13 protein-coding genes are annotated in these 23,661 nt (G+C 63.5%); 6 read left to right on the top strand and 7 right to left on the bottom strand.

Annotation, left to right across the window (positions count from 1 at the left end):
- Entirely contained in the window at nucleotides 1-2,682 is a 2,682-nt protein-coding gene (locus VGH98_24780) for an ADOP family duplicated permease (protein ID HEY2379220.1), read from the bottom strand.
- A gap of 167 nt (nucleotides 2,683-2,849) precedes the next feature.
- Here VGH98_24780 and VGH98_24785 point away from each other — a divergent pair, with 167 nt between their 5' ends.
- Entirely contained in the window at nucleotides 2,850-4,499 is a 1,650-nt protein-coding gene (locus tag VGH98_24785; GenBank protein HEY2379221.1) for a serine hydrolase domain-containing protein, read from the top strand.
- A 530-nt stretch (nucleotides 4,500-5,029) separates the two neighbouring features.
- On the opposite strand, the gene VGH98_24790 is transcribed toward VGH98_24785, so the two are convergent.
- On the bottom strand, nucleotides 5,030-6,346 hold the full coding sequence (locus tag VGH98_24790; GenBank protein HEY2379222.1) for an amidohydrolase: 1,317 nt from the start codon (nucleotides 6,344-6,346) through the stop codon (nucleotides 5,030-5,032).
- An 896-nt stretch (nucleotides 6,347-7,242) separates the two neighbouring features.
- Here VGH98_24790 and VGH98_24795 point away from each other — a divergent pair.
- The 3 genes from VGH98_24795 to VGH98_24805 all read left to right on the top strand — a co-directional run bounded on the left by VGH98_24795 (nucleotide 7,243) and on the right by VGH98_24805 (nucleotide 12,267).
- Nucleotides 7,243-10,254, top strand: coding sequence for a SusC/RagA family TonB-linked outer membrane protein (locus VGH98_24795; protein HEY2379223.1), 3,012 nt, complete (start codon nucleotides 7,243-7,245; stop codon nucleotides 10,252-10,254).
- 17 nt (nucleotides 10,255-10,271) lie between these two features.
- Complete coding sequence (locus VGH98_24800; GenBank protein ID HEY2379224.1) at nucleotides 10,272-11,693, top strand: hypothetical protein; 1,422 nt, start codon at nucleotides 10,272-10,274, stop codon at nucleotides 11,691-11,693.
- Between the two features lie 160 nt (nucleotides 11,694-11,853).
- Nucleotides 11,854-12,267, top strand: coding sequence for a hypothetical protein (locus tag VGH98_24805; protein ID HEY2379225.1), 414 nt, complete (start codon nucleotides 11,854-11,856; stop codon nucleotides 12,265-12,267).
- A 31-nt stretch (nucleotides 12,268-12,298) separates the two neighbouring features.
- Here the strand turns inward: VGH98_24805 and VGH98_24810 are convergent, their stop codons facing one another.
- Nucleotides 12,299-13,705 carry a serine hydrolase domain-containing protein gene (locus VGH98_24810; protein ID HEY2379226.1) on the bottom strand — a complete coding sequence of 469 codons (1,407 nt, stop codon included), beginning with the start codon at nucleotides 13,703-13,705 and terminating at the stop codon, nucleotides 12,299-12,301.
- A 121-nt stretch (nucleotides 13,706-13,826) separates the two neighbouring features.
- Here VGH98_24810 and ligD point away from each other — a divergent pair, with 121 nt between their 5' ends.
- Nucleotides 13,827-15,131, top strand: coding sequence for a non-homologous end-joining DNA ligase (gene ligD, locus VGH98_24815; GenBank protein ID HEY2379227.1), 1,305 nt, complete (start codon nucleotides 13,827-13,829; stop codon nucleotides 15,129-15,131).
- A gap of 89 nt (nucleotides 15,132-15,220) precedes the next feature.
- Nucleotides 15,221-18,586 carry an amidohydrolase family protein gene (locus VGH98_24820; protein HEY2379228.1) on the top strand — a complete coding sequence of 1,122 codons (3,366 nt, stop codon included), beginning with the start codon at nucleotides 15,221-15,223 and terminating at the stop codon, nucleotides 18,584-18,586.
- A 69-nt stretch (nucleotides 18,587-18,655) separates the two neighbouring features.
- On the opposite strand, the gene VGH98_24825 is transcribed toward VGH98_24820, so the two are convergent.
- The 4 genes from VGH98_24825 to VGH98_24840 all read right to left on the bottom strand — a co-directional run bounded on the left by VGH98_24825 (nucleotide 18,656) and on the right by VGH98_24840 (nucleotide 23,538).
- A complete protein-coding gene (locus tag VGH98_24825) occupies nucleotides 18,656-19,741 on the bottom strand; it encodes an ATP-dependent DNA ligase (GenBank protein HEY2379229.1) in 1,086 nt (361 codons plus the stop codon).
- Nucleotides 19,742-19,814: 73 nt separating this feature from the next.
- Nucleotides 19,815-21,437: an ATP-binding protein gene (locus VGH98_24830; protein HEY2379230.1), complete on the bottom strand. Its 1,623-nt coding sequence runs from the start codon at nucleotides 21,435-21,437 to the stop codon at nucleotides 19,815-19,817.
- A 4-nt stretch (nucleotides 21,438-21,441) separates the two neighbouring features.
- A complete protein-coding gene (locus VGH98_24835) occupies nucleotides 21,442-22,539 on the bottom strand; it encodes an MEDS domain-containing protein (GenBank protein ID HEY2379231.1) in 1,098 nt (365 codons plus the stop codon).
- 282 nt (nucleotides 22,540-22,821) lie between these two features.
- A complete protein-coding gene (locus VGH98_24840; GenBank protein ID HEY2379232.1) occupies nucleotides 22,822-23,538 on the bottom strand; it encodes a hypothetical protein in 717 nt (238 codons plus the stop codon).
- Between the last annotated feature and the right edge of the window lie 123 nt (nucleotides 23,539-23,661).

The following is a 23,661-nucleotide window of genomic DNA, read 5'->3' on the forward strand; positions in this document are numbered from 1 at the left end:
TCACCCGGCCTGCAGCGCCGTGCGTGGATCGACGCGTACGGCGCGCACGGCGGGAATCGCGCTCGCGGCAATGGCGGTCACGATCAACGTCAGCGCGACGAGCATGAAGACGAGCGGATCGCGGGGCGACTCCTTGAAGAGCAGGGGAGCGACCCAGCTGCCGAAGACGACACTGATGCCACACCCGATGAGCATGCCTAACGTGACGAAACGAAGGCCGTCGTTGACGACGAGCTTCACGACATCGAACGCGTGTGCGCCAAGTGCCATGCGGATGCCCAGCTCGTGCGTCCGTTGCGTGACGCCGTACGCGATCACGCCATACAGACCGAGCGCGGCGAGCAGCATCGCGAGCGCTCCGAAAACCGTGAACGCCGTCGCGCCAACGCGCCACGCCTGCGTCTCCGACCGGATCACATCGCGGAATGGCCGGACAACGACATAACTCGCGCCGGGCATCTCCTGCTGCAACCGGCGTCGCAACGGTTCAAGCACCGCGACGCCTGTTCGGGCGCGCACGAAGAGTCCCACGTCATCGGGTGTCATCTGCGCGACGGGCAGATAATACATGAAGACGCCGCGCTCGTCGCCGAGCGAACGCGTATGCACGTCCTCGGCGATTCCGACGACGGATGTGCACGGTGCGGTGTCCGCGCCGATTCTCACGCAACGGCCGATTGGATCCTGCGCCGGCCAGAGCGTCGCCGCCATCGATTGGCCGATGACCATCACGCGGCGCGTGCGCGCGACATCCGCTGCCTCGATGCCACGCCCGCGCACCATGCGTGTGCCTAACGTGGCGAAATACTCGGGTGAGACACCGTTCAGGTCGAACTCGCCGAATGTGTCGACGGAATCGATTCCCGCGACGAACAGCGGCCAGGACGAGATGCCCTCGAATGGAACGGTTTTCATGAGGCTCGCGCGCTCGACGCCTGGGATGGTTTGTGTCGCAGCGAGCAAACGCTGATCCAGTGCTACCCGCTGTGCGCTGTCCAGACTAACGCCACGCATATTCACGTCGACGACGAGCACAGGATCGACATCGTAGCCGAGCCGCACGTCGCGCACGTTGCGAAGGCTGCGTACGAACAACCCCGCTCCGACGAGCAACGTGACGCAGAGTGCGCTCTGACCAACGAGCAGAGCGCTGCGCAGACGCGAGCGGGGATACGTTCCCTCCCGCGCGCCCGATTTGAGATCGTCGGTGAGATCGACGCGGCCAACCTGCAGTCCGGGGATCAGGCCAGCGAGCATGCCAACGGTCAACGTGATGGCCGACGCGAATGCAGCCGTGCGAAAATCGGTGATCACCGGCGTCTCGTCGACTCCTGGAAGAAAGACGGCGTGTAGTGCGTCGCTCGCCCAGTGAGCGATGATGATACCGACCGCGCCTCCCGCCAGCGCGAGGAGCACACTCTCCGTGAGCAGCTGCGTGGCGAGCCGCGCTCGGCCAACGCCCAACGCAACGCGCACGGCCAACTCTCGTCGTCGACGCATCGCGCGGGCAAGGAGGAGATTGGCAACATTGGCACACGCGATGAGGAGCACGATCAGCGCCACGGCCGACAGCCACGCCGCGACGCGTGTGACACTCGAAGCCTCCGGGCCGCGTTCACTGAGAATGGAGGACGCCACCGCGCGAGGACGCAATGTCACCAGCGTCCTCGAGCCGTCGCTCGGTTCGGCGTCGAGCTGTGCCTGATAACTGCGCCGGAGCGCGGCGGTCAGATCCGCGTTGGCCGCGGCGATGGTCACCTCAGGCTTGCGCCGCGCGATCATCGTTATGCCAATTGCATGGTCGTAGGACGACCACCACCCGTGCGATCCATGCATGCCGCCATAGGCCGTCACCGGAATGAATGCGACGGGCGGGCGCTCAGGCCAGAGACCAACGAATCCGTCCGGCGCGACGCCGATGATCGTGTATGTGGCCGCTCCGATTTGTAGCTTCGCGCCGAGCACGTCGTCACGTGCGCCATACCGTGCTCTCCACGTCGCATTGCTGAGGACTGCGACGGTTGCACCGGTCGGCGGCACGTCCTCGGCCGCCGTGAAGTACCGGCCCAGCGCCGGCGGCGCGTCGAAGAAGCCGAAGAAGCCGGCGGTCACTACCGCAACGGGGAGCTCGCGCACCGCATCGCCGCGACCGACGGCAAGCAGTGGCTCCGCGACCGCCGCCGTACGAGAGAACGACGTCGTCCACCTAACGAGATCGGTGTATCGGAGGTACTGGCCGCTGCGCTCGGCTTCCACGCCGCGGTAGGTGCGGTACAGGTAGACGCGGTGCGTCAGCGCTGGCTGGTCGAGCAACGGCGGGGAGCGAAAGAAGAGCCGATCGATGACGGAGAACATCGCGGCGTTGGCGCCGAGCCCGAGAGCGAGGGTGAGGACGACGGCGACACTGAAGCCAGGGCTGTTGCGAAGGCTGCGGATCGTGAACCGGGCATCCTGCGCGAGCGCCTCGAGCCAGGGCCACACCCACACGCCGCGCGATTCCTCACGCATGAACGTTTCATTCCCCATGGCGCGGTGCGCCGCATCGCGTGCGTCGTGAGGTGAGAGGCCGCGCGCAATGTACTCCCGCTCGATCAGCTCGCGATGATACGTGAGCTCGTCGCGGAGCTCCGCGGTGTGGGTGCGGAGCTGGATCCAGCGGCTGACACGGCGGAGGAAGCGCATCGGGCCTCCCATCGGTAGACGATGGGAAGATTCCGGGTTATTATCGGCTTGTCAAGACCCATCGATAGTCGAGGGGGAGCTGTCATTCCTCATCGCCGCGCTTCGGGATGACATAGCGCACTCCGCGCCCGCCACCTAGGTTATCGCGACTCGCGATCCGGGGTTACATGCGCCAATTCGTATCCGCCCTCCTTCTCGGAGCGGGCTTTGCCTCCACGAGCGCCGCACAACGTGCTGACAGTCTCACGCGCGCCGTGGACAAAGTCTTCGAGAGCTTCAACGGGACCAACGGTCCCGGTTGTGCCGTCGGCGTGAGCCGCGACGGCGTCGTCGTCTTCGAGCGTGGCTACGGTATGGCCAACCTCGAGACCGACACACCGATTCGGCCGACCTCGATCTTCCACGTTGCCTCGGTCTCGAAGCAGTTCACGGCCGCGGCGATCATGCTCCTCGAGCGCGAAGGGAAGCTGTCGGTCGATGACAACATTCGAAAGTATCTCCCGGAGATTCCGGACTACAGCACGCCGATAACGATTCGCCACCTGCTCACACACACGAGCGGACTGCGCGATCAGTGGGAGTTGATTGGCTTCGCGCGGGGTCGTTTCGAGGAGGATCGAATCACCGAGGCGGACGTCCTCGATATCGTGCCGCGGCAGACGGCGCTCAACTTTAAACCTGGCGCCGAGTACGTCTACAGCAACACGGGCTTCACGCTGCTCGGCGTCATTGTCAAGCGCATCACCGGCCAATCGCTCCGTGATTTCGCCGATGCGAGAATCTTCAAACCGCTTGGCATGACGCACACGCATTTCCACGACGATTACACGATGCTCGTCCCTGGACGAACGTCGGCGTACGAGCCGGTGAGCGGCAATGGTGCCCAGTGGCGCGTCGGCATTCCGAACTTCGACACCTATGGCGCGACGAGCCTGTACACGACCGTGGGCGATCTCCTGAAATGGGAAGCCAACCTCGATCATCCGACGGTCGGCGACGCGACCATGATCGCGCGCATGGAGACGCCCACGCTGCTCACGACAGGTGACACGTCGTACTACGGGTTTGGTCTCGCGATCGGCAATTACCGGGGCGCGCGCGTGATCGAGCATGGCGGCGCGGATGCCGGCTATCGCTCCTACGTCGGTCGATTCCCGGATAAGAAGCTCGGGATCGCGATCACGTGCAATGCCGCAACCGCGAACACGACCGCGCTCGCGCATGGCGTTGCCGATGCCTTTCTGGGCGGCAGCCTTACGCCGGTGGAAGTCGCCGCCACACCGCAGGGTGTCGCGCTCGCGGCGGATCGACTGCAACGATACGTCGGCGTGTACGTGCAGCCCACTACGCTGCAAGTCATCCGGCTCGTCACGCGCGACGGCCGGCTGTCGATCGACGCGCCGAATGCGCCAGCGCTCGTGCCGCTCGCCGACAACCGATTTGCAGTGACCGGTCAGCCCGGTGAGGTCACGTTCTCAGCGACGGAGCGCGGCGGCTTCGATCGCCGATTCGGGACGCAAAGGCCCACGCACTTCGAGTGGCGGCAAGCGGTCACGCCCAGCGCCTCCGTGCTCGCACCGTACGCTGGCGACTACGTGAGCGCCGAGCTTGGCGGCGCGACGTATCGCGTCGCCTCGAGCGACTCGGCGATCACGCTGCGCACCGGTACGGAGGAGCCGTTTACGGCGCGGCTCATGTATGCCGATACCTTCGTCGGCGACGGGTACACGATCCAGTTCACGCGTGCCGGTGGACGCGTCAACGGATTCGAGGTGACGAACCCCCGAATGCGGGGCGTGAAGTTCGCGCGTCGTTAGGCGCGCTGAGTTCGCGCGCCTGGAGCCACCACATGTACGGAAAGCGTCCGGGTGTCATCAACGCGCAACGCAGCATTATGGCTTCATCGCACGCCTGAGCGTGGACACCGTCTCAGTCGAAAGCGTCGCGCGAAATGGCAACACGTTGGTAAGCGACGAGGTCGACCGATTTCCACGGGTTCGTCGGCGGCATACCGAGATCGAGCTTGGTGCCGATGGCGGCATTCTACATCTCGCCATGGACATCACGACGCCGAGTGAACCGTCGAGCCAGCGAGAGCGGCATGTTGTTGCCGACGTGTATGGAGACTCGGTCCACATTTCGAAGCGGGATAGCACCGGGACGAAGTGCATGGCGTTTCGGACGGGCGGCACGCTCACCGTGGCGCACGTCCCGCAGATGTACAGTCTCATCGAGCTCTACTTCGCCGCTGCGCTCAAGCGTGCGGATTCGACGAAGCTCGTGCCTGGAGATAGCGTGCGACTGCGTCAATTCTACATCGATCGCGAGTTCGATGGTTGCTGCGTCGTTAGGGCATTGCCTTCGAGTGTTGAAGAAAATCCACCGCGAGCTCCGAGAGTAGCCGCACGCCGATGGGGAGGGCGCGCTCGTCGGCGTAGAATTTGGGCGAATGGTTAGGCGCGGCGACACTTGGATCGGTGCCCTCTGGCGTGACGCCGAGAAACATGAAGATGCCCGGAACGCGCTTCTGGTAGAGCGAGAAATCCTCGGACGTCGTCGTCTGTGGGCCGGGGAGCACCCTGGCGCCGGGAATACCCGAAGCGACGATGCGCTCGACCGTTGGACGCATGCGCTCGACGAGCGCGGGATCGTTGTACGTGATCGTGCCCGCGATCGACGCTTCGACGTCGGCCGTAGCCCCCGATGCCGCGGCGATCGACTGTGCCGTACGTTTCACGAGCTCCGGCATCTGCTGTTGCTGTTTCTCGTCGAACGTGCGGAGCGTGCCGGTCATGACGACGCTGTCGGGGATGATGTTGTTGCGCACGCCGCCATTGATCGTTGCCACCGTCACGATCGCCGGGCTTGCGGTGAGATCGGTCTGTCGGCTGACGACGGTCTGCAGTCCGAGCACGATCTGCGACGCGACGACGATCGGATCGACGCCATTCCACGGTATCGCGCCATGTGTCTGCCGTCCGTGGACGACGATCCTGAGCGTACCACCGGCTGCCATTAACGACCCTGATCGATAGACGACACTGCCGACGGTGTAGGGAAAGACGTGCAGTCCGAAGACGGCCGCTGGTTTAGGATTATCTAACGCGCCGTCTTTGATCATGCCTGCTGCGCCGCCGAGCGATTCTTCCGCGGGCTGAAAGAGGAAGACCACGGTGCCAGGAAGTTTGTCGCGCATGCCGGCGAGGACTTCCGCCGCACCCATGAGCATCGCGACGTGGGTATCGTGTCCACAGGCGTGCATGACGCCGACTTCCTGTCCGTTGTATTGCGCGCGCACCGTCGAACGGAAGGGAAGGTCGACCTCTTCGGTGACGGGAAGCGCGTCCATGTCGGCGCGCAGCGCGACGACCGATCCCGGTTTTCCGCCTTTGAGGACGCCGACAACGCCCGTACCGCCGACGCCGGTGCGTACGTCGATGCCCAGCTTGCGCAGATGATCGGCGACGAGCGCCGCCGTGCGCGTCTCCTGGCCGGAGAGCTCGGGGTGCTGATGGATGTCACGCCGCCACGCAACGACGCGATCATTGACCGCGAGCGCGCGTCGATCGAGGTCGGCGTCGAGGGAGGCCGGGGCTTGGGCGGTGAGGGGGAGGGAGGTGAGGAGAGTGAGCGCGGCGAGGGCGAGGGAAGCCTGGGTGCGCATCCGATGAGGGGTTAGTCGTTAGGCGAGTTGTTGCCTCTCGTCCGCCAGATGGTATCGAAATTCAAGGCCGACGGCAATCCGCGCGCCAATCTTGGCCGCCGGACAAAGCGTGTTTTGTCTGCGTGCACGCTGCTGGTCTAGCGGGCCAGAAGGTCAGCGCATATTGCCCCATGTCGGGGCTCCCGCCGCCCGGAACTGGCCAGTTCGCTATAACGCGCCGAGTTGAAAAGTCGATAACACTCACCGAACCCGGACCGCGGCGCCCGGCCTTGAGCGTGTTCCATCCTCGATTCGTGACGTAAAGCAATCGGCCTGCACGCCGCCGCGCTTCATGTCGGCGACATAGAACACGCCCCAGACTGCTGTTACCGAGGGCGCCGCTGCCGGCCTCACGCTCGACGCACGAGTGCCGCGCCGAAAGGACGATGATCGGCATGCGGCTCCACGTCGTCGATGACGAGAATCAGACCGGCGCGTTGTTCCGAAGGACTGGCGATGACGCGACGACCGGGGATGATGATTTGGCCCGGGCGGGCGCCAAGAATCTCCTCGCTGCCGCGTGGCGGACCCGTCGCGTGTTTAGGAAATACTCAAGGCGCCCTAGCGACTGGACCACGAATACGCAAGTACTGGGACGAACGGTTGGTCCCACACGGGAAATAACTTTGTGGCTTCTTAGTGGCCGTGGTCCGTGGCGCTGCATTTCTTCACCCGGCAGCCTTCGGGCGTTCGCAGTCGCTCACGTCCCGTTCATTCGGCGATGTGACCGCTCTATCAACAAGCGCAGTTTAGTACGCGCTCCTGGTAATGCCGTGTCGTCCCCGACGCGAACATGTTGTGTTGTCTCGAGCAATTGTCGTCACTCGCCCACACCCCTAACTGAGGTAGCCACCGGCATGCTATCCACCCTTCACTTGCCGAGAGCATCGTGGCACATCCGACACCTCGGATTGTGCCTCGTCGTTGTGCTGCTCACCGCATTCGTCAGCTCTCCGTCGTCCGCACAGCGACGCATCACCGGCCGTGTCACCGAGACGAGCGGTCAGCCGGTGGCGAACGCCGCCGTCTCCGTCCAGAACACAACGCTCGGCGCAATCACGGCCGAGGACGGGCGCTTCACGATCACCAACGTGCCGAACGGACCACAAGTCTTCATCGCGCGACGCATCGGCTATCACCGCGCTACGCAACTGCTCCCCACCGGCGCGGACGCAATCGAGATCCATCTCGATCCTGACCTCCTCCAGCTGGAGACCGTCGTTGTCACCGGCCAGGCGACCACCGTGTCCAGTCAGAACGCGGCGAACGCGGTCACGGTGGTTGCGACCGGCGAGGTGAACCGCGTGCCGCAGCCTAACATCGAGAACGCGTTGCAAGGGAAGGTGCCGGGCGCGGTGATCACGCAAAACGGCGGTGCGCCGGGCGGCGGCGTACAACTCCAGATCCGCGGCAGCAACACGGTGAACGGCGCGTTCCAGCCGCTCTACGTCATTGATGGCGTCATCGTCAACAACGATGCCTTCTCGAACGGCTTGAACTCCATCACTTCGGCCGGCGGCGGCATCACTTCGAGTCAGGATCAGCAAGTCAACCGCATTGCCGATATCAACCCCGAAGACATCGAGAACATCGAAATCCTCAAGGGTCCCTCGGCCGGCGCGATTTACGGATCCCGCGGTGCCAATGGCGTCGTCGTTATCACAACGAAGCGCGGGCAGGCGGGCCGGCCAACGTTGAACTTCGTTCAGCGCGTCGGCACGCAACAGCTTGCGAACAGCTACAACATGCGCTGCTTCTCGTTCGCCGACGCACAGACGATCGCGCAACAAGTCTACAAAATCACGCTCACGCCGGCCGATTATGGTGGCTGCGTCGATGAGCAGAAGCTCCTCTACGACCACCACCAGCTGTCGTACGAGGACGGGCTATCGCTCCGTGGCGGCGGAGACAACACGACGTACTTCGCCTCCGCATTGGTTAAGCATGACGGAGGTCTCGCCGTCAACTCGGGCTATTCCAAGCAGTCGCTGCGGCTGAATGTCAATCAGTTGCTTGGTCCGGTGAACCTGAGCGCCAGCAGCGAGCTTCTGCATACGCTCACCGAGCGCGGCGTCTCGGGTAATGACAACGCCAACCTGGCGCCATATACGATCATGGGCGCGACCCCAACGTGGTTCGACCCGCGCCGGCGCGATCCAATAACGGGGCAGTATGTCGCGGATCCGTACATCGGCGGCAACGCCAACGTTCTCCAGGATGAGGAAGCGATCCGCACGCCGGAGGATGTTTACCGCCTCATCGGCAACGTCCAGGGCAACTGGAGCGTGTTCGCGTCTCCCAGTCAGTCACTCAACCTGAACGCGCTCGCCGGTGTCGACGGCTTCAACGATCACGCCCGTGTCTATTCTCCACCCTTCACCTACGCCGAGCAGAGCGGCAACATCAGTCCGTACCCGGGCACGATCGTCGACGGCAACTCCGATGTCGTGAACGCGAACTTGAATGCCACGCTCATTCACAAGTTCATCGCGCGTCTCGCGACACTGCAGACGTCCGCCGGCCTTCGGCAGGAGCGGTCGCAATTCGAGCAAGCCGTCGACCGTGGCCAGGGACTGCTCATCGGCATAACGAACTTTGCGACGGCTATACAGACCGGTGTGCAGGACGCCCAAAGCCTAACGAAAACATTCTCATATTTCGCGCAGGAGGAAGTGTCGACGCTAAGTGACCGACTGTTCCTTACCGCGGCAGTGAACGCCGAACGCTCGAGCACGAACGGAGACACCGCGAAGTTTTACGCCTTCCCGAAGTTCTCTGCCTCGTACAACGTGCCCTTCGCACCGACTGGCATCGACAACATCAAGTTGCGCCTCGCGAATGGCAAAGCAGGCAATCGAGTGCCTGTGAACTTCAAGTACACCTTCCTGACGCAGTTGCTCGAGAATGGCGTCGTCGGCATCCGCCCATCGACCACGCTCGGCTTGTCCTCGGTACAGCCGGAGGTCACGAACGAGACGGAAGGGGGCTTCGATATCCAATTCCTGCACGGCCGCGGGCAGGCTGAGTTCACGCTTTACGACAAGAAGACCTCGGGGCTCGTGCTCACGGCCGCGCCTGCGCCGTCGACCGGCTTCTCGACCCAGATCGTGAATGGCGGCTCACTCTCCAACAAAGGCGCCGAAGTCGGCCTGAGCCTCATTCCAGTGCAAGCGCGCCGATTCACGTGGGAGTCGCACACGACATACGCGCGGAACCGCGGCTTGGTCACCTCGCTGCCGGTGCCGGCGTTCTACACGGGTAGCGGCTTCGGTGAGCGCACCGCGCGCACAAAGGTCCAAGTTGGTTACGCGCCGGACGAAGTCGTTGCATTCAACGGCTTCAATGCAGATGGCACTCGCTTCGAGCAGTTCTACGGCTCGGAGAGCCCCGATTATACGATGGGCTTCGGCAACGATTTCAGCGCCGGACCATTTCGTTTGTCGACGCTCATCGATTGGCGGAAGGGCGGTTGGCTCGCCGATCTGAGCCAGACCTATCTCGAGCAGGGCGCCAACGGTCAGAGCGGCATTCCTGGCGGCAACCTCGCCGACACCGTGACGAACAGGATCGACCAGAGCGGTTATGCGGCGGGTCACCCGTCGTTCCTCGAGCACGGCAGCTTCGCGAAGCTGCGTGAGGTCACGTTGAGCTATTCGTTAAGCCCGCGCCTAGCGAATACGTTGTTCCGTGGCACCGCCAAGGATGTGCGGTTCGAGCTGAGCGGACGCAACCTCAAGACGTGGACGCGCTACCGCGGTCTCGATCCCGAGGTTTCGAACTTTGGTAACGCTGCACTCAGCCGGTTGTGGGATCTCGCTCCGTATCCGCCGAGTCGCCAGTTCTTCTTCTCTGCCGACGTCAACTTCTAATCGCGATGATCTCACATATGAAAAAGACAATTTCCGCGATCGCCGCCGTCCTGGCGCTCTGTGCGGGCTGCAAGGACTCGCTGAGCGCGCCGAGCCAGGATAACGTCGTGGCTGGGACGGCGCAGCCGATTCAGAATCTCGTCACTGGCATCATCGCGCAGGATCGCTCCTCGGCGATGGCATTCAGCTACCTCCTCTATCCGGAGGGCGAGGCGCGGAACTCCCTGCGCGTCGATTCGAACGAGCCGCGTTTCATCAACGAGCTTATCGCCGTGCCGATCGATCCAAGCGATTTCATCGGCGGGTCGGCGTGGGGTGGATACTACACCGAGATCCGCGCCGCGAATCAGCTAATCGTCAGTCCGTCGCTCAATACCGTATCAGCGGCTGACAAAGCGGGAACCATTGGATTCGCGCAAACGATGAAGGCGCTCGATTACATCCGTCTGATCGAGTTGCGAGACTCGCTAGGCATCCCGGTTCAGGTCTCTCCGGGAGCAACCTCCGATCCGATCAAAACGAAGGCCTCGGCGCTCGCGTACATCTCGGCGTTGCTCGATTCCGCGAACACGAGCTTCGCCAGTGCTGGCGCGACGATGCCGTTCCAGATGCCCGATGGCTTCTCGACGAACGGTGATTACACGCAGACGGCGAATCTGATCGCCTTGAATCGCGGTCTGAAGGGAATGGTCGAGGTGTATCGTGGCTTTGATCATCAGACGCCATGCTCGACCTGCTTCACGACCGCCATCGCCGCGCTCAATGCCGCGCTCGCCGGCGTACCGGCGACGGCAAGTGGTTTGGCGGGAGGGCCGTATTATCAGTTCAATCCGAACGCGCCGGAGTCGTTTGCCAATCCGATGGTGGATAACCACATCTACCTCACCGACAACTTCGTACAATCGATTCAAGCTGGCGATTTGCGGTCGTCGAAGATCGTCAAGTCGGTCAACTCGAAGGGACAGCTCACGCCGTCTTCGACGGTGAACGGACTGACCCTTACGTATCGCGATCCGATCACCGATACGAACATTTTAAGCAACTTGACTCGACTCATTCCGATCGTCCGCAATGGCGTGTTCTACCTGCTACGGGCGCAGGCCAAGGCGGAGACGGGCGACCTGGTCGGCGCAGCGGCGGATGCGAGCGTCGTCCGGACGGTCGAAGGCGGATTAGCGCCGTACGGTACCTTTGCCAGTGTGACCGCGGCGCATCAGGCGATCGAGTACGAGTACCGATACTCCTTCATTTACGAGGGACCTTATCACCTCATGGCCTTGCGCGAGTATGGCGATCTCACGAGACCATATGTGAAACAGGCGGGCATGCCGACCGTCTCGTCGGATTCGCTGCACACGTCGGATCCGCTGCAGAGCGCGCTGCCGATCCCGTCAGTCGAAGCCGCTGCGCGCGGCGGCAATGTGACGCCGGTTCCGTAGGCGACAGCTCAGTATTAGGAAGGACAAACAGCGCGGCGGCCCATCGACCGGGTCGTCGCGCTGTTCGTACGTAAGAGCACTCGAGCGACCATTTTGAGCGTCGAGCGACTTTCTCCAGCATGGTACACGTGCCGCGAGGCCGGGTCCGCGAGAGGTCCAGTTGAGTCATCCGTTCGGGCAACGCGCACGTCGGTGCCGTTACTGTCTGCTGATTATCGGCATCACGTTAGGCGCCGGTGGCTGTGCCTTCCACCGCGGCGGCACATCCATCGACAAGTCGTGGATCAGCGAGGCCGAGATTGATTCGGTCCATGCCACGTCCGCGTACGATGCCATACGGAAACTGCGGCCGCAGTTTCTCGAACCGCGGGGGCGCATGAGTGTCGACCCACACGAGCCGCCGGCGCTACCGAATGTCTACGTCGACAACCAGTACTACGGCGACATCACCGAGCTGCGCAACATCTCGGCGGCAACGATCGAAGTGATCAAGTTCTATAGCGCGTCCGAGGCCCAGTACGCCTTCGGCCGCGGCAACATGGCGGGCGCCATCAATATTCTGACGAAACACTAACGGCTTTGCCGCGCTCCGCATCCCCGCAGATCTATCGGCTATCCGTCCTCGCCGCGCTCATCGTGACCCCGCTTTGCAGCAACGTGAACTTGCTTGCGTGATCGCCGACGAGCGTGAATGTCATCCGAACCGAGGAGTCGAAGTCCGCGCCAAAGACATCGTGCCCATACGGAATGAGCGCGATCGGCGCCTGGCCCGTGGCCTGCGACATCAAGCGGTTGCCGTCGACCCAGACACGCATCGGGAGCGTTGCGCCGTTAGGCAACTGGAGCGAGTACTGTCCGGCGTAGCGGGCAAGCTCCGTGGCGCTGAGCGTGACGGGCTGGGGAGGCTGCTCGAGTGGAACTCCGAGCGCAACGCGCGCGACGGCGTTCAACAGCCGGTCCGGACGCGCTCCCTCGGCGTTAGGCAGGATCGTGATCGACAGCGAATCGTCCGGGAACCAGGCGTTGACCGTCGAGAACCCGGGAATCCCGCCGCCATGCGTGACGACGTGATGGCCGGCAAGCGTGTCCGACATGAGACCGAAACCATAATGCCGCGGGGCGGCGGCGCCGGTCGGCGACGTCATCTCGCGATATGATGCCGCACTCACGACCTTACCTGAACCAAGCGCTTGATTCCAGCGCGCGAGGTCCAGCGCCGACGAGCAGAGCGCGCCCGCGGCGAAAGGCTGGCTCATATCGATGAACGACGCATTGTGCCAGCCAGACGAGTCGCGGCCGTAGCCCTGTGCGCGATGCGGAATGATCGGCGCATTGTGGCAGTACATCGTCTCGGAGAGTCCGAGTGGCGCGAAAAGCTTCTCCTTCAGGTACTGATCGTATGGCTTGCCGGTCACCTTCTCGAGCAACATGCCGAGGACGACATAGCCGGTGTTGTCATATCGCCAACTCTTGCCCGGAGCAAACCAGAGCGAGTCGTTCGCGGTGAGCGCGACGAGCGTGTCCGGCGTCATCGGCTCGCCGATGCGCTTGAGCCAGCGCGGTCCGATGTCGGTATAGCTCGGAACGCCCGAGGTGTGATTGAGCAGCTGCCTAACGGTAACGGCCCGCCAGCGTGCGGGTAGCGCCGGCAGGTAGACGCCGATGGAATCGTCCACCTTCACCCGGCCCGCCTCGACGAGTTGCATCACCGCCGCCGACGTGAACTGCTTCGTGATCGAGCCGATGCGATAGACGGTGTGCGGCGTCGCCGGAACGCCGTTCTCGAGGTCGGCAAGACCGTACCCCTGGCTCACGAGCGTATCGCGTCCTCGAATCACGACGATCGACACGCCCGGCGCCTCGTGCCGCGCGATGAACGCGCTCGCGAGCGAGTCGACGGTGCGACGGACGGACGTTGGATCGGCGCGATGCGAGCCTTGGGGCGTCGCCTGCTGGGCACTCAGTGCTATCGGCGTGAGGCAGGCACCGAGCACTACACGGAGCTTCGGCATGTTTCGGCTGGGAGGAATGGATGTCCGCTTGCCAGGAGATCGCGGTGGGGCTTGCATCAACCGCTGAAGAACACAAACAATGCGGGGCACCGCGGAACAAAGCAATAAGGACGAATCGTCGATGGCAGCCAAAGAAGCAGTCGAAGTCCTCGAGGTCGACGGCCGCGAAGTCCGCGTGACGCACCCGGACAAGCTCTACTTCTCGCGCGCCGTTAGGCTGACGAAGCTCGAGCTCGTGCAATACTACCTTTCCGTCGCCGAGGGCGCGCTCAACGGCATACGCGACCGGCCGATCGTACTGAAGCGCTTCGTCCACGGCGCCGAGGGTGAGCCATTCTATCAGAAGCGCGCGCCGGAGAACCATCCCAATTGGCTCCGCACAGTTACGCTGTCGTTTCCCTCGGGGCGCACGGCCGAAGAAATCGTCGTCGACGACGCCGCGGGGCTCGCGTGGGTCGTCAACCTTGGTTGCATCGAGTTGCACCCGCACCCGGTGCGAACGGAGGATCTCGATAACCCCGACGAGTTGCGCATCGACCTCGATCCTGGTCCGGGGGTGGAGTGGGCGGACGTGCGGCGCGTGGCGATGGAGGCGAAAGCGCTCCTCGAGGAGCTGGGCCTTCGCGGTTGGCCGAAGACGAGCGGATCGCGTGGCATGCACGTCAACGTGCGCATCCATCCGCGCTGGAGCTTCAGCGAGGTGAGGCGCGCCGCGCTTGCTTTCTCGCGTGAGATCGAGCGACGCGCGCCGACGCTCGCGACCTCGAAATGGTGGAAGGAAGAGCGCCGCGGCGTCTTTCTCGACTACAATCAGAACGCGAAGGATCGGACGACGTGCTCGGCGTACTCCGTGCGGCCGCTGCCGGACGCGCGCGTCTCCACGCCTTTGTGCTGGGAGGAGATCCCTGATTGTGACCCCGCCGACTTCACGGTCGCGACCGTTCCGGCACGGGTTGCCTCGTTAGGCGATCCGAACGCGACGATGGACCGGGCCGCCGGTTCGCTCGAGGCGCTCCTCGAGCTCGCGGCGCGGGACGAGGCCGCGGGACTCGGCGACGCGCCATGGCCGCCGCACTTTCGCAAGACGGAGGGTGAAGCGCCGCGGGTAGCGCCCTCGCGTGCCAAAGGCGCACCGAGGAAGCCGCGCACAAAGATGCCGCTCATCACGGTCGCCAACTCGCCTAACAAGGATGCGGCGCTCGCGGGACTCGCGCGCTGGAAGGCGCGCCATCCGACGGCGGCGGCACTCCTTGCCGTCGACGACGTGCTCGTCGACTCGATGCGCGGCCGCTCGTCGACCTGGACGCGTATTCGCGTCAATCTGCGGCACGTCCCCGAAGAGATCAGGCCACCGCAAGAGACGCCCGATCCCGATGACGATCCCACTCGCGCGTGGCGCGAGCAGTGGAAACGAGGCCGGATGTAAAGAGTGCGTGTAAAAAGCTCTTATTGGAGCTACATTAGCCGCCCCCCGTTGACGCGACCCACTGCGTGCCCATTCACCGGAGACGAGTCATGCGTCCGATTCGCGCCGTCGCGCTGGCCATCCTTGCCGCGACATTGCCAGGCCTTACGACGGCATCGGCACAACAACTGGCCGGGAAATCCGATACGACGAAAAAGACAGCGCCCAACAGCGAGCTTCCCATCCTTCCGGCGCGTCAGGCGTCGTTCGCGACCGACGAGGGCACCTGGATGTCCCTCGATGTGTCGCCGGATGGCAGGAACGTCGTGTTCGATCTCGTCGGCGATCTGTACAGCGTGCCCATCGCCGGCGGCAAGGCGACGCGCCTAACGAGCGGAATGGGCTTCGATGGCCAGCCTCGCTATTCGCCCGACGGCAAGTCGATCGTCTTCGTCTCCGATCGCAGCGGGTACGAGAATCTCTGGCTCGTCGATGCCGACGGACGCAATCCTCGCGCGATCACGAAGGACAAAGATGCGCAGTACATCTCGCCGGCATGGACACCGGATGGCCAATACCTCGTGGTGTCGCGGACGAAAGCCGGCATCCTCGGCAGCCGGTACGATCTCGTTCTGATGAACAAGGATGGTGGCACCGGTGTGCAGCTCACGGGGCCGGGCAGCGGTGCCGCGCCGAGTGGGCCGCCGGATCCACTCCTGCCGCCGCCGTACAACAACTACCTCGGCGCCGTCGTCTCGCCTGACAACCGCTACATCTATTCGGCGATCAAACGCGGCGGCTTCAAATACGATCAGATGCTCGAGGACCGCTGGCAGATCGGCGTCTACGATCGGACCACGGGAAAGACATATCTGCGCACGACGAGCCTCGGTGGGGGCATGCGGCCATCGGTGAGCCCAGATGGTAAATGGCTTGCGTTCGGCTCGCGAGTCGATCACCAGACCGCACTCCGGTTGCGCAGTCTCTCATCCGGCGACGAGCTCTGGCTCGCGCGTGACATCCAGCGCGACGACTCGGAGTCGCGTTACACACGCGATCTGCTCCCGGGTTACGCCTGGACGCCGGATTCGAGGAGCGTCGTCATCACGTACGGGGGCAAGCTGTGGCGCGTCAGCGTGGCGGACGGCAAGGCGAGCCCAATTCCGTTCAGCGCCGACGTCCAGATCGACATGGGACCGCTCGTCAAATCACAGTACGCCGTCGACGATTCCGTGCTCACCATCAAGCAGATTCGCAACGCGCGGCCGTCGCCGGATGGTCGGCGTCTCGTCTTCACGGCACTCGACAAGCTCTGGATGATGGACCTGCCTAACGGCAGGCCGCGCCGCATGACCACGTCGACGGCGGGCGAGCACTCGCCGGCCTGGTCGCCCGACGGCCGCTGGGTCGCGTACGTCACCTGGACGGAACAGGGTGGCGACGTCTGGCGCCTCTCGCCGGCCACGCCGAACGCGCGCCCCGAGCGTCTGTCGCGTCAGACGGCATTTTACGAGAATCTCAACTACGATCCAACCGGCCGTCGAATCGTCGTCGTCCGCGGACCGCGCGAGGAGCGCATCGCGAAGACGGACGAGTTCACCGGACCGGGACCACAGGTGAAGGAGCTCGTCTGGCTGCCGGCGGCGGGCGGTGAAATCACGCAAATCGCGCCGCTGAACTATTTCTACGGTCGGCCACATTTCACGCGCGATACGACGCGCGTGTTCATCTACGATCCCACCGAAGGCGTCGTCTCGATGCGCTGGGACGGCACGGATCGCAAAGCGCACGTCAAGATCACGGGCTATACGGATCCGCTCGGCGGTCCGGAGGCGCGGCCCGGACCGGCGAACGAGGTCGTGCTCAGCCCTGATGGCGAGCAGGCGTTCGCGGACATCGACAATAAGCTGTATCTGGTCGCCGTTCCGGTCACCGGCGGTGCAACGCCGACGATCAGCATCTCGAATCCTTCGGCGGCGAGCGTCCCCGTGCGGCGGTTGTCGCGCGTCGGCGGCGATTTCCTCGGCTGGACGCAGGACGGCAGGTCGCTCTACTGGTCGTTAGGCCATTCCTATTTTGCGTACGACGTCGCGACGGCATCGCGAGCGATCCTGGACTCGACGCGGCGCGCCGATAGCCTGGAGCGCGCCGGCGCGAAACCGGACACGTCGGCGGCAACGAAGAAACCGGCATACTCGCCCTCTCGTCTCGACGTGACGATCACGACGACGAAGGACCGGCCGACCGGCTCGATCGTGCTACGCAATGCGCGCATCGTGACGATGAAGGGCAACGAGGTCATCGAGCACGGCGACATCGTCGTGACCAACAATCGCATCAGCGCGGTCGGGCCGGCAGGAAGCCTAACGATACCAGCGGGTGCTCGCGCGATCGATGTCACCGGAACGACCATCATTCCGGGTTGGGTCGATATACACGCTCATATGTGGCCAACGTGGGGAATCCATAAGACGCAAGTGTATGAATATCTCGTCAACCTCGCGTACGGCGTGACGACGACGCGCGATCCGCAGACGTCGACGACGGACGTGCTCTCGTACGGCGATCTCGTCGAGACGGGAGACATGGTCGGTCCGCGCATCTTCACCACAGGACCGGGCGTCTTCTGGTCGGACGAGATCGCGAGCGCCGACGACGCGCGCGAAGTACTCACGCGCTACTCGGATTTCTATCAGACGCATACGCTCAAGCAATACATGTCCGGCCAGCGCATGATCCGTCAGTGGATCCTCATCGCCGCAAAGGAGCAGCACATCACGCCGACGCTCGAGGGGGGGCTCGACTTCAAGAAGAACCTCACCGAGGCAATCGACGGCTACGCGGGAAGCGAGCACGCCTATCCGATCACGCCGCTCTTCAAGGATATCGTCAACGTCGTTGCGCAGAGTGGCATCACGTACACGCCGACGCTGATCGTTCAATATGGTGGGCCATTCGCCGAGGACTACTGGTTCGAGCATTACGACATTCATTCCGACGCGAAGCTACAGCGCTTCACGCCCCACGCGGAGCTCGACCGCCGCGGTTTACGACGTCCCGCCTGGTTCGCCGACAGCGAGTACAGCTTCAATCAGATTGCGGCGCAGGCGGCGAAGATCGTCGCGGCCGGCGGCCGCGTCGGGCTCGGTGGTCACGGCGAGATGCAGGGTCTCGGCGTGCACTGGGAACTGTGGAGCATCGCCAGCGGTGGGATGCCGAACCACGACGTCCTTCGCGTCGGCACGATCTTCGGCGCCGAGGCAATCGGCGTCGGCAAGGATCTGGGATCGATCGAGGCCGGGAAGCTCGCAGACTTACAGGTGCTCGATAAGAATCCGCTCGACAACATCCGGAATACGACATCGATCCGGTACGTGATGAAGAACGGGCGATTGTACGACGGGAACACCCTCGCCGAAGTCGCGCCGCGCACGAAGAATCTCGATCGGATGTGGTGGGTGATTACGCACGAATAGTCGGCAGAGGGTTTTGGGAGAGGGTTTTGGGCAGAGGGTTGAGGGCAGAAAGCAGAAGGTTTTTGCACTCTACCCTCTACCCTCCGCGAATATCGCCTTCAATTCCTGGGGCGGCACGACTTCCAGCTGGGCGTATGTGCACGCGCGCGGCGGCTTGTCGGGCCGCCATCGCCGAAACTGCGCCGTGTGCCGGAAGCGGCTGCCTTGCATATGGTCATAGGCCACTTCCGCGACGAGCTCGGGGCGGAGCGGCTCCCACGAGAGATCCTTCCCCTGACTCCACCGGCTCTGGGCGCCAGGACGCCGATGTGATCCCTCGTTAGGCTCGGCCTCGGCCCAGGCCCGCCACGGATGCTCCTCGAGCGCGTTCTTTCGATATGCCGCAAGGAACTCCACGAGCTCGTGCCGCTTCTTGTCCGTGAAGCTCGCGCAGACACCGACGTGCTCGAGATTGCCCTCCTCGTCGTACAGGCCGAGAAGCAGCGAGCCAACTGCTGTGTTCCTGGCGTTCTTGTGCCAGCGAAAACCGGCAACGACACAATCGCAGTCGCGTTCATGTTTCACCTTGAGCATCACGCGCTTGTTCGGCTCGTAGATGCCCTCTTCGGGTTTTGCGACGACCCCGTCGAGCCCCGCACCCTCGAAGCGACGGAACCAATCCGCGGCCGTGGCACGGTCCCGCGTCGCTGGCGTGATGTGGATCGGCGCCTCGGTGTCCGCGAGGACTTTCTCGAGCCGCCTGCGTCGCTTGGCGAATGGAGACGTGCGCAGATCCTCATCGCCGACGCAGAGGAGATCGAAGAAGACGACCGAGGCCGGCATCTCCCCGGCGAGCTTCGTCACCCGCGAGGCGGCCGGATGAAGCCGGAGCTGCAACGCCTCGAAATCGAGGGCATTGCCTAACGCGATGACGAGCTCACCGTCCAGCACACAGCGCTTCGGCAACTGCCTCTTGAGCGGTTCGATGAGCTCGGGAAAATAGCGATCGAGCGGCTTCTCGTCGCGGCTCTGGATGAACAGCTCGTCGCCATCGCGAAAGATGAGCGCTCGGAAGCCATCCCATTTTGGCTCGAAGATCCAACCCTCGCCGGGTGGTAATTCGGCGACGCGGTTGGCGAGCATCGGCAGAATTGGCGGATTGCAGAGGAGGTCCATGCCCAATGGTAAGAAGCCGACTCGCGCGGAGCCAGCACCGACTTGGGAAGCGGACATCCGCGCCGACCAGTGCTCACGACGCGACTGGCAGCGTGAATTCGAATGTCGAACCGTGTTCCGCGTTAGGCGTTGCCCAGAGGCGCCCACCGTGTCCCTCGATGATCGATCGACTGATCGAGAGGCCGATGCCCATGCCTCCGGATTTCGTCGTGTAGAATGCGCTGAACAGCCGGTCCATCTGCCGGGGGGCGATGCCAACGCCGTCGTCCTGCACCGCGACGACGATTCGGTCCTCACAGACCTCCGACTGGATCCGGAGCTCTCGACGACGGTCGTCGACGGGATCCATCGCCTCGACGGCGTTCATTACGAGGTTGATGATCACCTGCTGCAGCTGGACGCGATCGGCGAACACCGATGGGAGCGGCGAGGCCAACGACATGCATAACGACACGCGGTGCTTCTGTATCTCACTCCGAACGAGCGTCGTCACGTCGCGTACGACGTCGTTGATATTGAGGTACGTCTTCTTCGGGTCGCTCTTGGTGGCGAGTTGCCGGACCCGCTGGATCACGTCAGCCGCTCGGTGTCCGTCCTTGACAATATCGGCGAGTGCCTCGCGCGCCCGCTCGAGCTTCGCGTCCGGCCTGCTCAGCCAGTTGAGCGACGCCGTGGCGTTGGCCACGATCGCCGTCAGCGGCTGATTGATCTCGTGCGCGATCGACGCCGCCATCTCGCCGAGCATCGTGAGGCGCGTGACATGCGCGAGCTCCAACTCCGCCTTGCGCAACGCCTCCTCCGCGCGCTTTCGATCGCTGATGTCCAGGATGTTGGCGACAACGCCCGCCGATCGTCCCTCATCATCGACGAGCGGCGCGCACGCGAGTGTCGCGTCGAATTCCGATCCATCCTTCCGCGTCATCCGGATCTCGATCCCGGAAAACGCGTGACCGTCGCCAAGCGGCGCCCACCGCTCCTCGATGGTCTCCGTCAACGGAATGCGCTGGCCGACGACTTCATTGGCGCCCAAGCCGACGAGTCGCTCGAACGCGGAATTGCAACGCTGCACCGTCCGGTCTCGCCGGACGAGGACCATGGCAACCGGTGAGGCATCGAGAATCGTCTGCAGCTCGGCGCCGGCGCGGCGCAGCTCACCCGTCCGTTCCGCCACCTTGGTCTCGAGCTCGTCGCGAGCCTGTCGTAGCCGATCCTCCGTGGTGCGCAGGTCGTGCACGAGCTGCGCGCTCTGAAACGCCAACGCGGCGTGATTCGTCGCAACGGAGAGCAGCAACTGATCGGTCTCGGTGGGGAAGTCATTGCGATCGGAGGCGACGGCGGCGACGCCACCGAGCCCGTCGAAGCCAATTGGAGCGATGAGGCCACGACGCGGCTTCGCGCCGCCACCGATATCCGGAATGACCTGCTTGAACAGCTTTCGCCGGTCGCTGGCGAGTCGACTCTCGAGCCAACTCGGAAATGTCTTCCATGCGTCACCGCGCGACGCGTCGACTGGAGCGTGGCCCCCGTGATCGTTCAGGCGAACGAAAACAAAGTCGAGCTGTAGCGCACCGATCAGGACGTCAGCAAGTCCGGTCGCGATCGTCTGCGGTTCTCTGCCTGCCCACGCGGCTGGGAGTGTCGAGAGCGCAACGAGATCCCGTAGCGCGACTCGCAGGCGCCGTACCTCAGGGAGCATCGTACTAACTCGTTGTCGACGCGTTCGCCCGCCCGCACGATCGATCTCTGATCTCGACGAGGAACTGCTCGGGCGAGACGAAGAAGGGATTCTCCTGCAAGACGCCACCGATGATCACCATCGGATGCGTGCGCAGGACGTCCATGACGACGCTCGCGCTGAACTTCGAGAGATCGTACGCGCAGATGACCGGTGTGTGATGTTGGGACAGCAGTCGGTTGGCGCGCGCCTCGTACTCGACCAGATCCTCGACACCTGGCTTGTCGAGCAAGGCCCACTCCATGTGCGCAACGACGCGCGTGCGTCCCGAATCCGACGCCTCGTTCGCGCGCAGCATCGCTTCGACATAGGCCAACATGGAGTCCTGGTCGAAGCGTTCGTCGCGCAGGTAGGCATCGGCCCAAGGGTGCACTGCCAATTGCCCCGTGGCCATCGCCTGCTCGACGTCGACCCCCTCCTCGCGGAGCCACCGCAGGTGATCGTCGCGCCTGTCCGGATCGACAATGTGAACGCTCTTTTCGCCCGCATCGAGTCCGTCCTTCACGAACGAGCGTAGCACGCGATGTTCCTCGTCGGCTCCGTTGAAAAACGCGCAGATGTGACAGTGATTTTCGAGGATGTGCCCAGCGAACTGGATTGAGCCGTTGCTCGTTAGGTTCTCATTCTCGTTTTGCGACGTGCTCGAACGATTCGCTGGAGCATCGGTCGCCGCGCGTGCCCTTACTGGCAGCGTTGACGCGGCGCGCGCTACGGCGTGGAGCAGTGCGTCGCTCTGGAATGGCTTCTCGAGGAACGCGATCGCTCCAGCGCGAAGACAACGTCGTCGCGTTTCATCGTCACCGTGTCCGGTGAGCACGATGGCTGGGTGCGGTGCACCAATGGACGTGAGCTGACCCAGTAGCTCCATGCCACCCATGCCGGGCATTCGGAGGTCCAGGACGAGACAGCAGGGGATTGCCAGGTATTCGCTCGCGAGAAAGGCCTCGGCTGAACCGAACGTCTCGACCTGGACTCCGACCGACGTCAAGAGATTTCTGAGCGACCGGCGAAGAGATTCATCGTCGTCGACTATGCAAACGACATCGTTGTCGTGCGTAGCCATCCCGGTCCTGAGCAGGCGTCCGCGGCCAACTAACGGCCGAGCTCCTTGGCTCGCTGCTGCGACAGCTCCAAGCGAGGCTCGACGAACTGTGCACCCAATGCGGTTGGGAAGGTCCGCACTCCTCCAACCGCCAGGCATTGGACCTTCGTCTCATTGCGCCACCTGAGGCATCGCCGCTTGTCCTCTCGTCGCCGGACATGGGCTGGAAGTGTCGTGCGGCTATTCACACAAAGCTACCTCCGGCAGAATGCGTGCGTTCCACCGGAGGCACTCGCTTCGCGGTCAGCTTCCACACACCGTGACCACGAAGCCCGTCGTTCCATTCGCGCTTGGCGTCAGTACGACCGTCCCGACGCGATTCGATGGCAACTGGGTAATCGTGAAATCCGCGCGCGGATTGACTTGCGATCCGACGTCGAAAACTCGAACGCGTGTCGAATCAGCCGAGTGATTCACGAACGTACCGCCGGTGTTGTTCGCATCGGCGCCCGACACCTGGTTATTGCCGAGGTTCGAAATCGTAGGCGAACCCAAGACGAGGTCGTTCGGCCCCGTGAGATAGATGTCGCCGGCCGATCCCGTTGCATTGATAAAGCGCAGCGCGTTCAGCCCACTTCCGGGCGCCGTGAACTGATCCGGGTAGACCGCGATCGTGTTCGGTGCGTAGAACACGACGCTGTAGTTGTGCTGCGCGATGATTTGCGATTTGATGCTGCCCAAGCCAGTGTTGCCGGTGCCGAGTGTGAAGTCGATCTGCTCGTCACTTCCTTCCTCCACCGTCGAGCAACCCGCCGGAGCATTCGTATTCTGAAAATTGAGCCCGTTGGCCACGTTGCGGCCCTCGTTCGTCGCGCTAATCGACGCCGTGCTAGCCGACGCGTTCACGAAGCGGGTGTTCGCGGTCTCGTTCGGGTTCGTTGCGTCGCTGCTGCAGGCCGCAAGAAATCCCACGGATACGAGCGCGGCAGCGCCCAGGGCGAGGGTGAATCGGTCCTTCATGTCCTACCTCCTTCAGCGGTGGAACAAGGCGGACGCGTCACGTGAGCAACCATGACGCGTCGGTATTGCCCCGATCACCGCCGTAACGCACGCCGCCGATCGGAGCTCTTGGCACCCCGAATG

The sequence above is a fragment of the Gemmatimonadaceae bacterium genome, assembly GCA_036496605.1.
Lineage (GTDB): Bacteria > Gemmatimonadota > Gemmatimonadetes > Gemmatimonadales > Gemmatimonadaceae > AG2.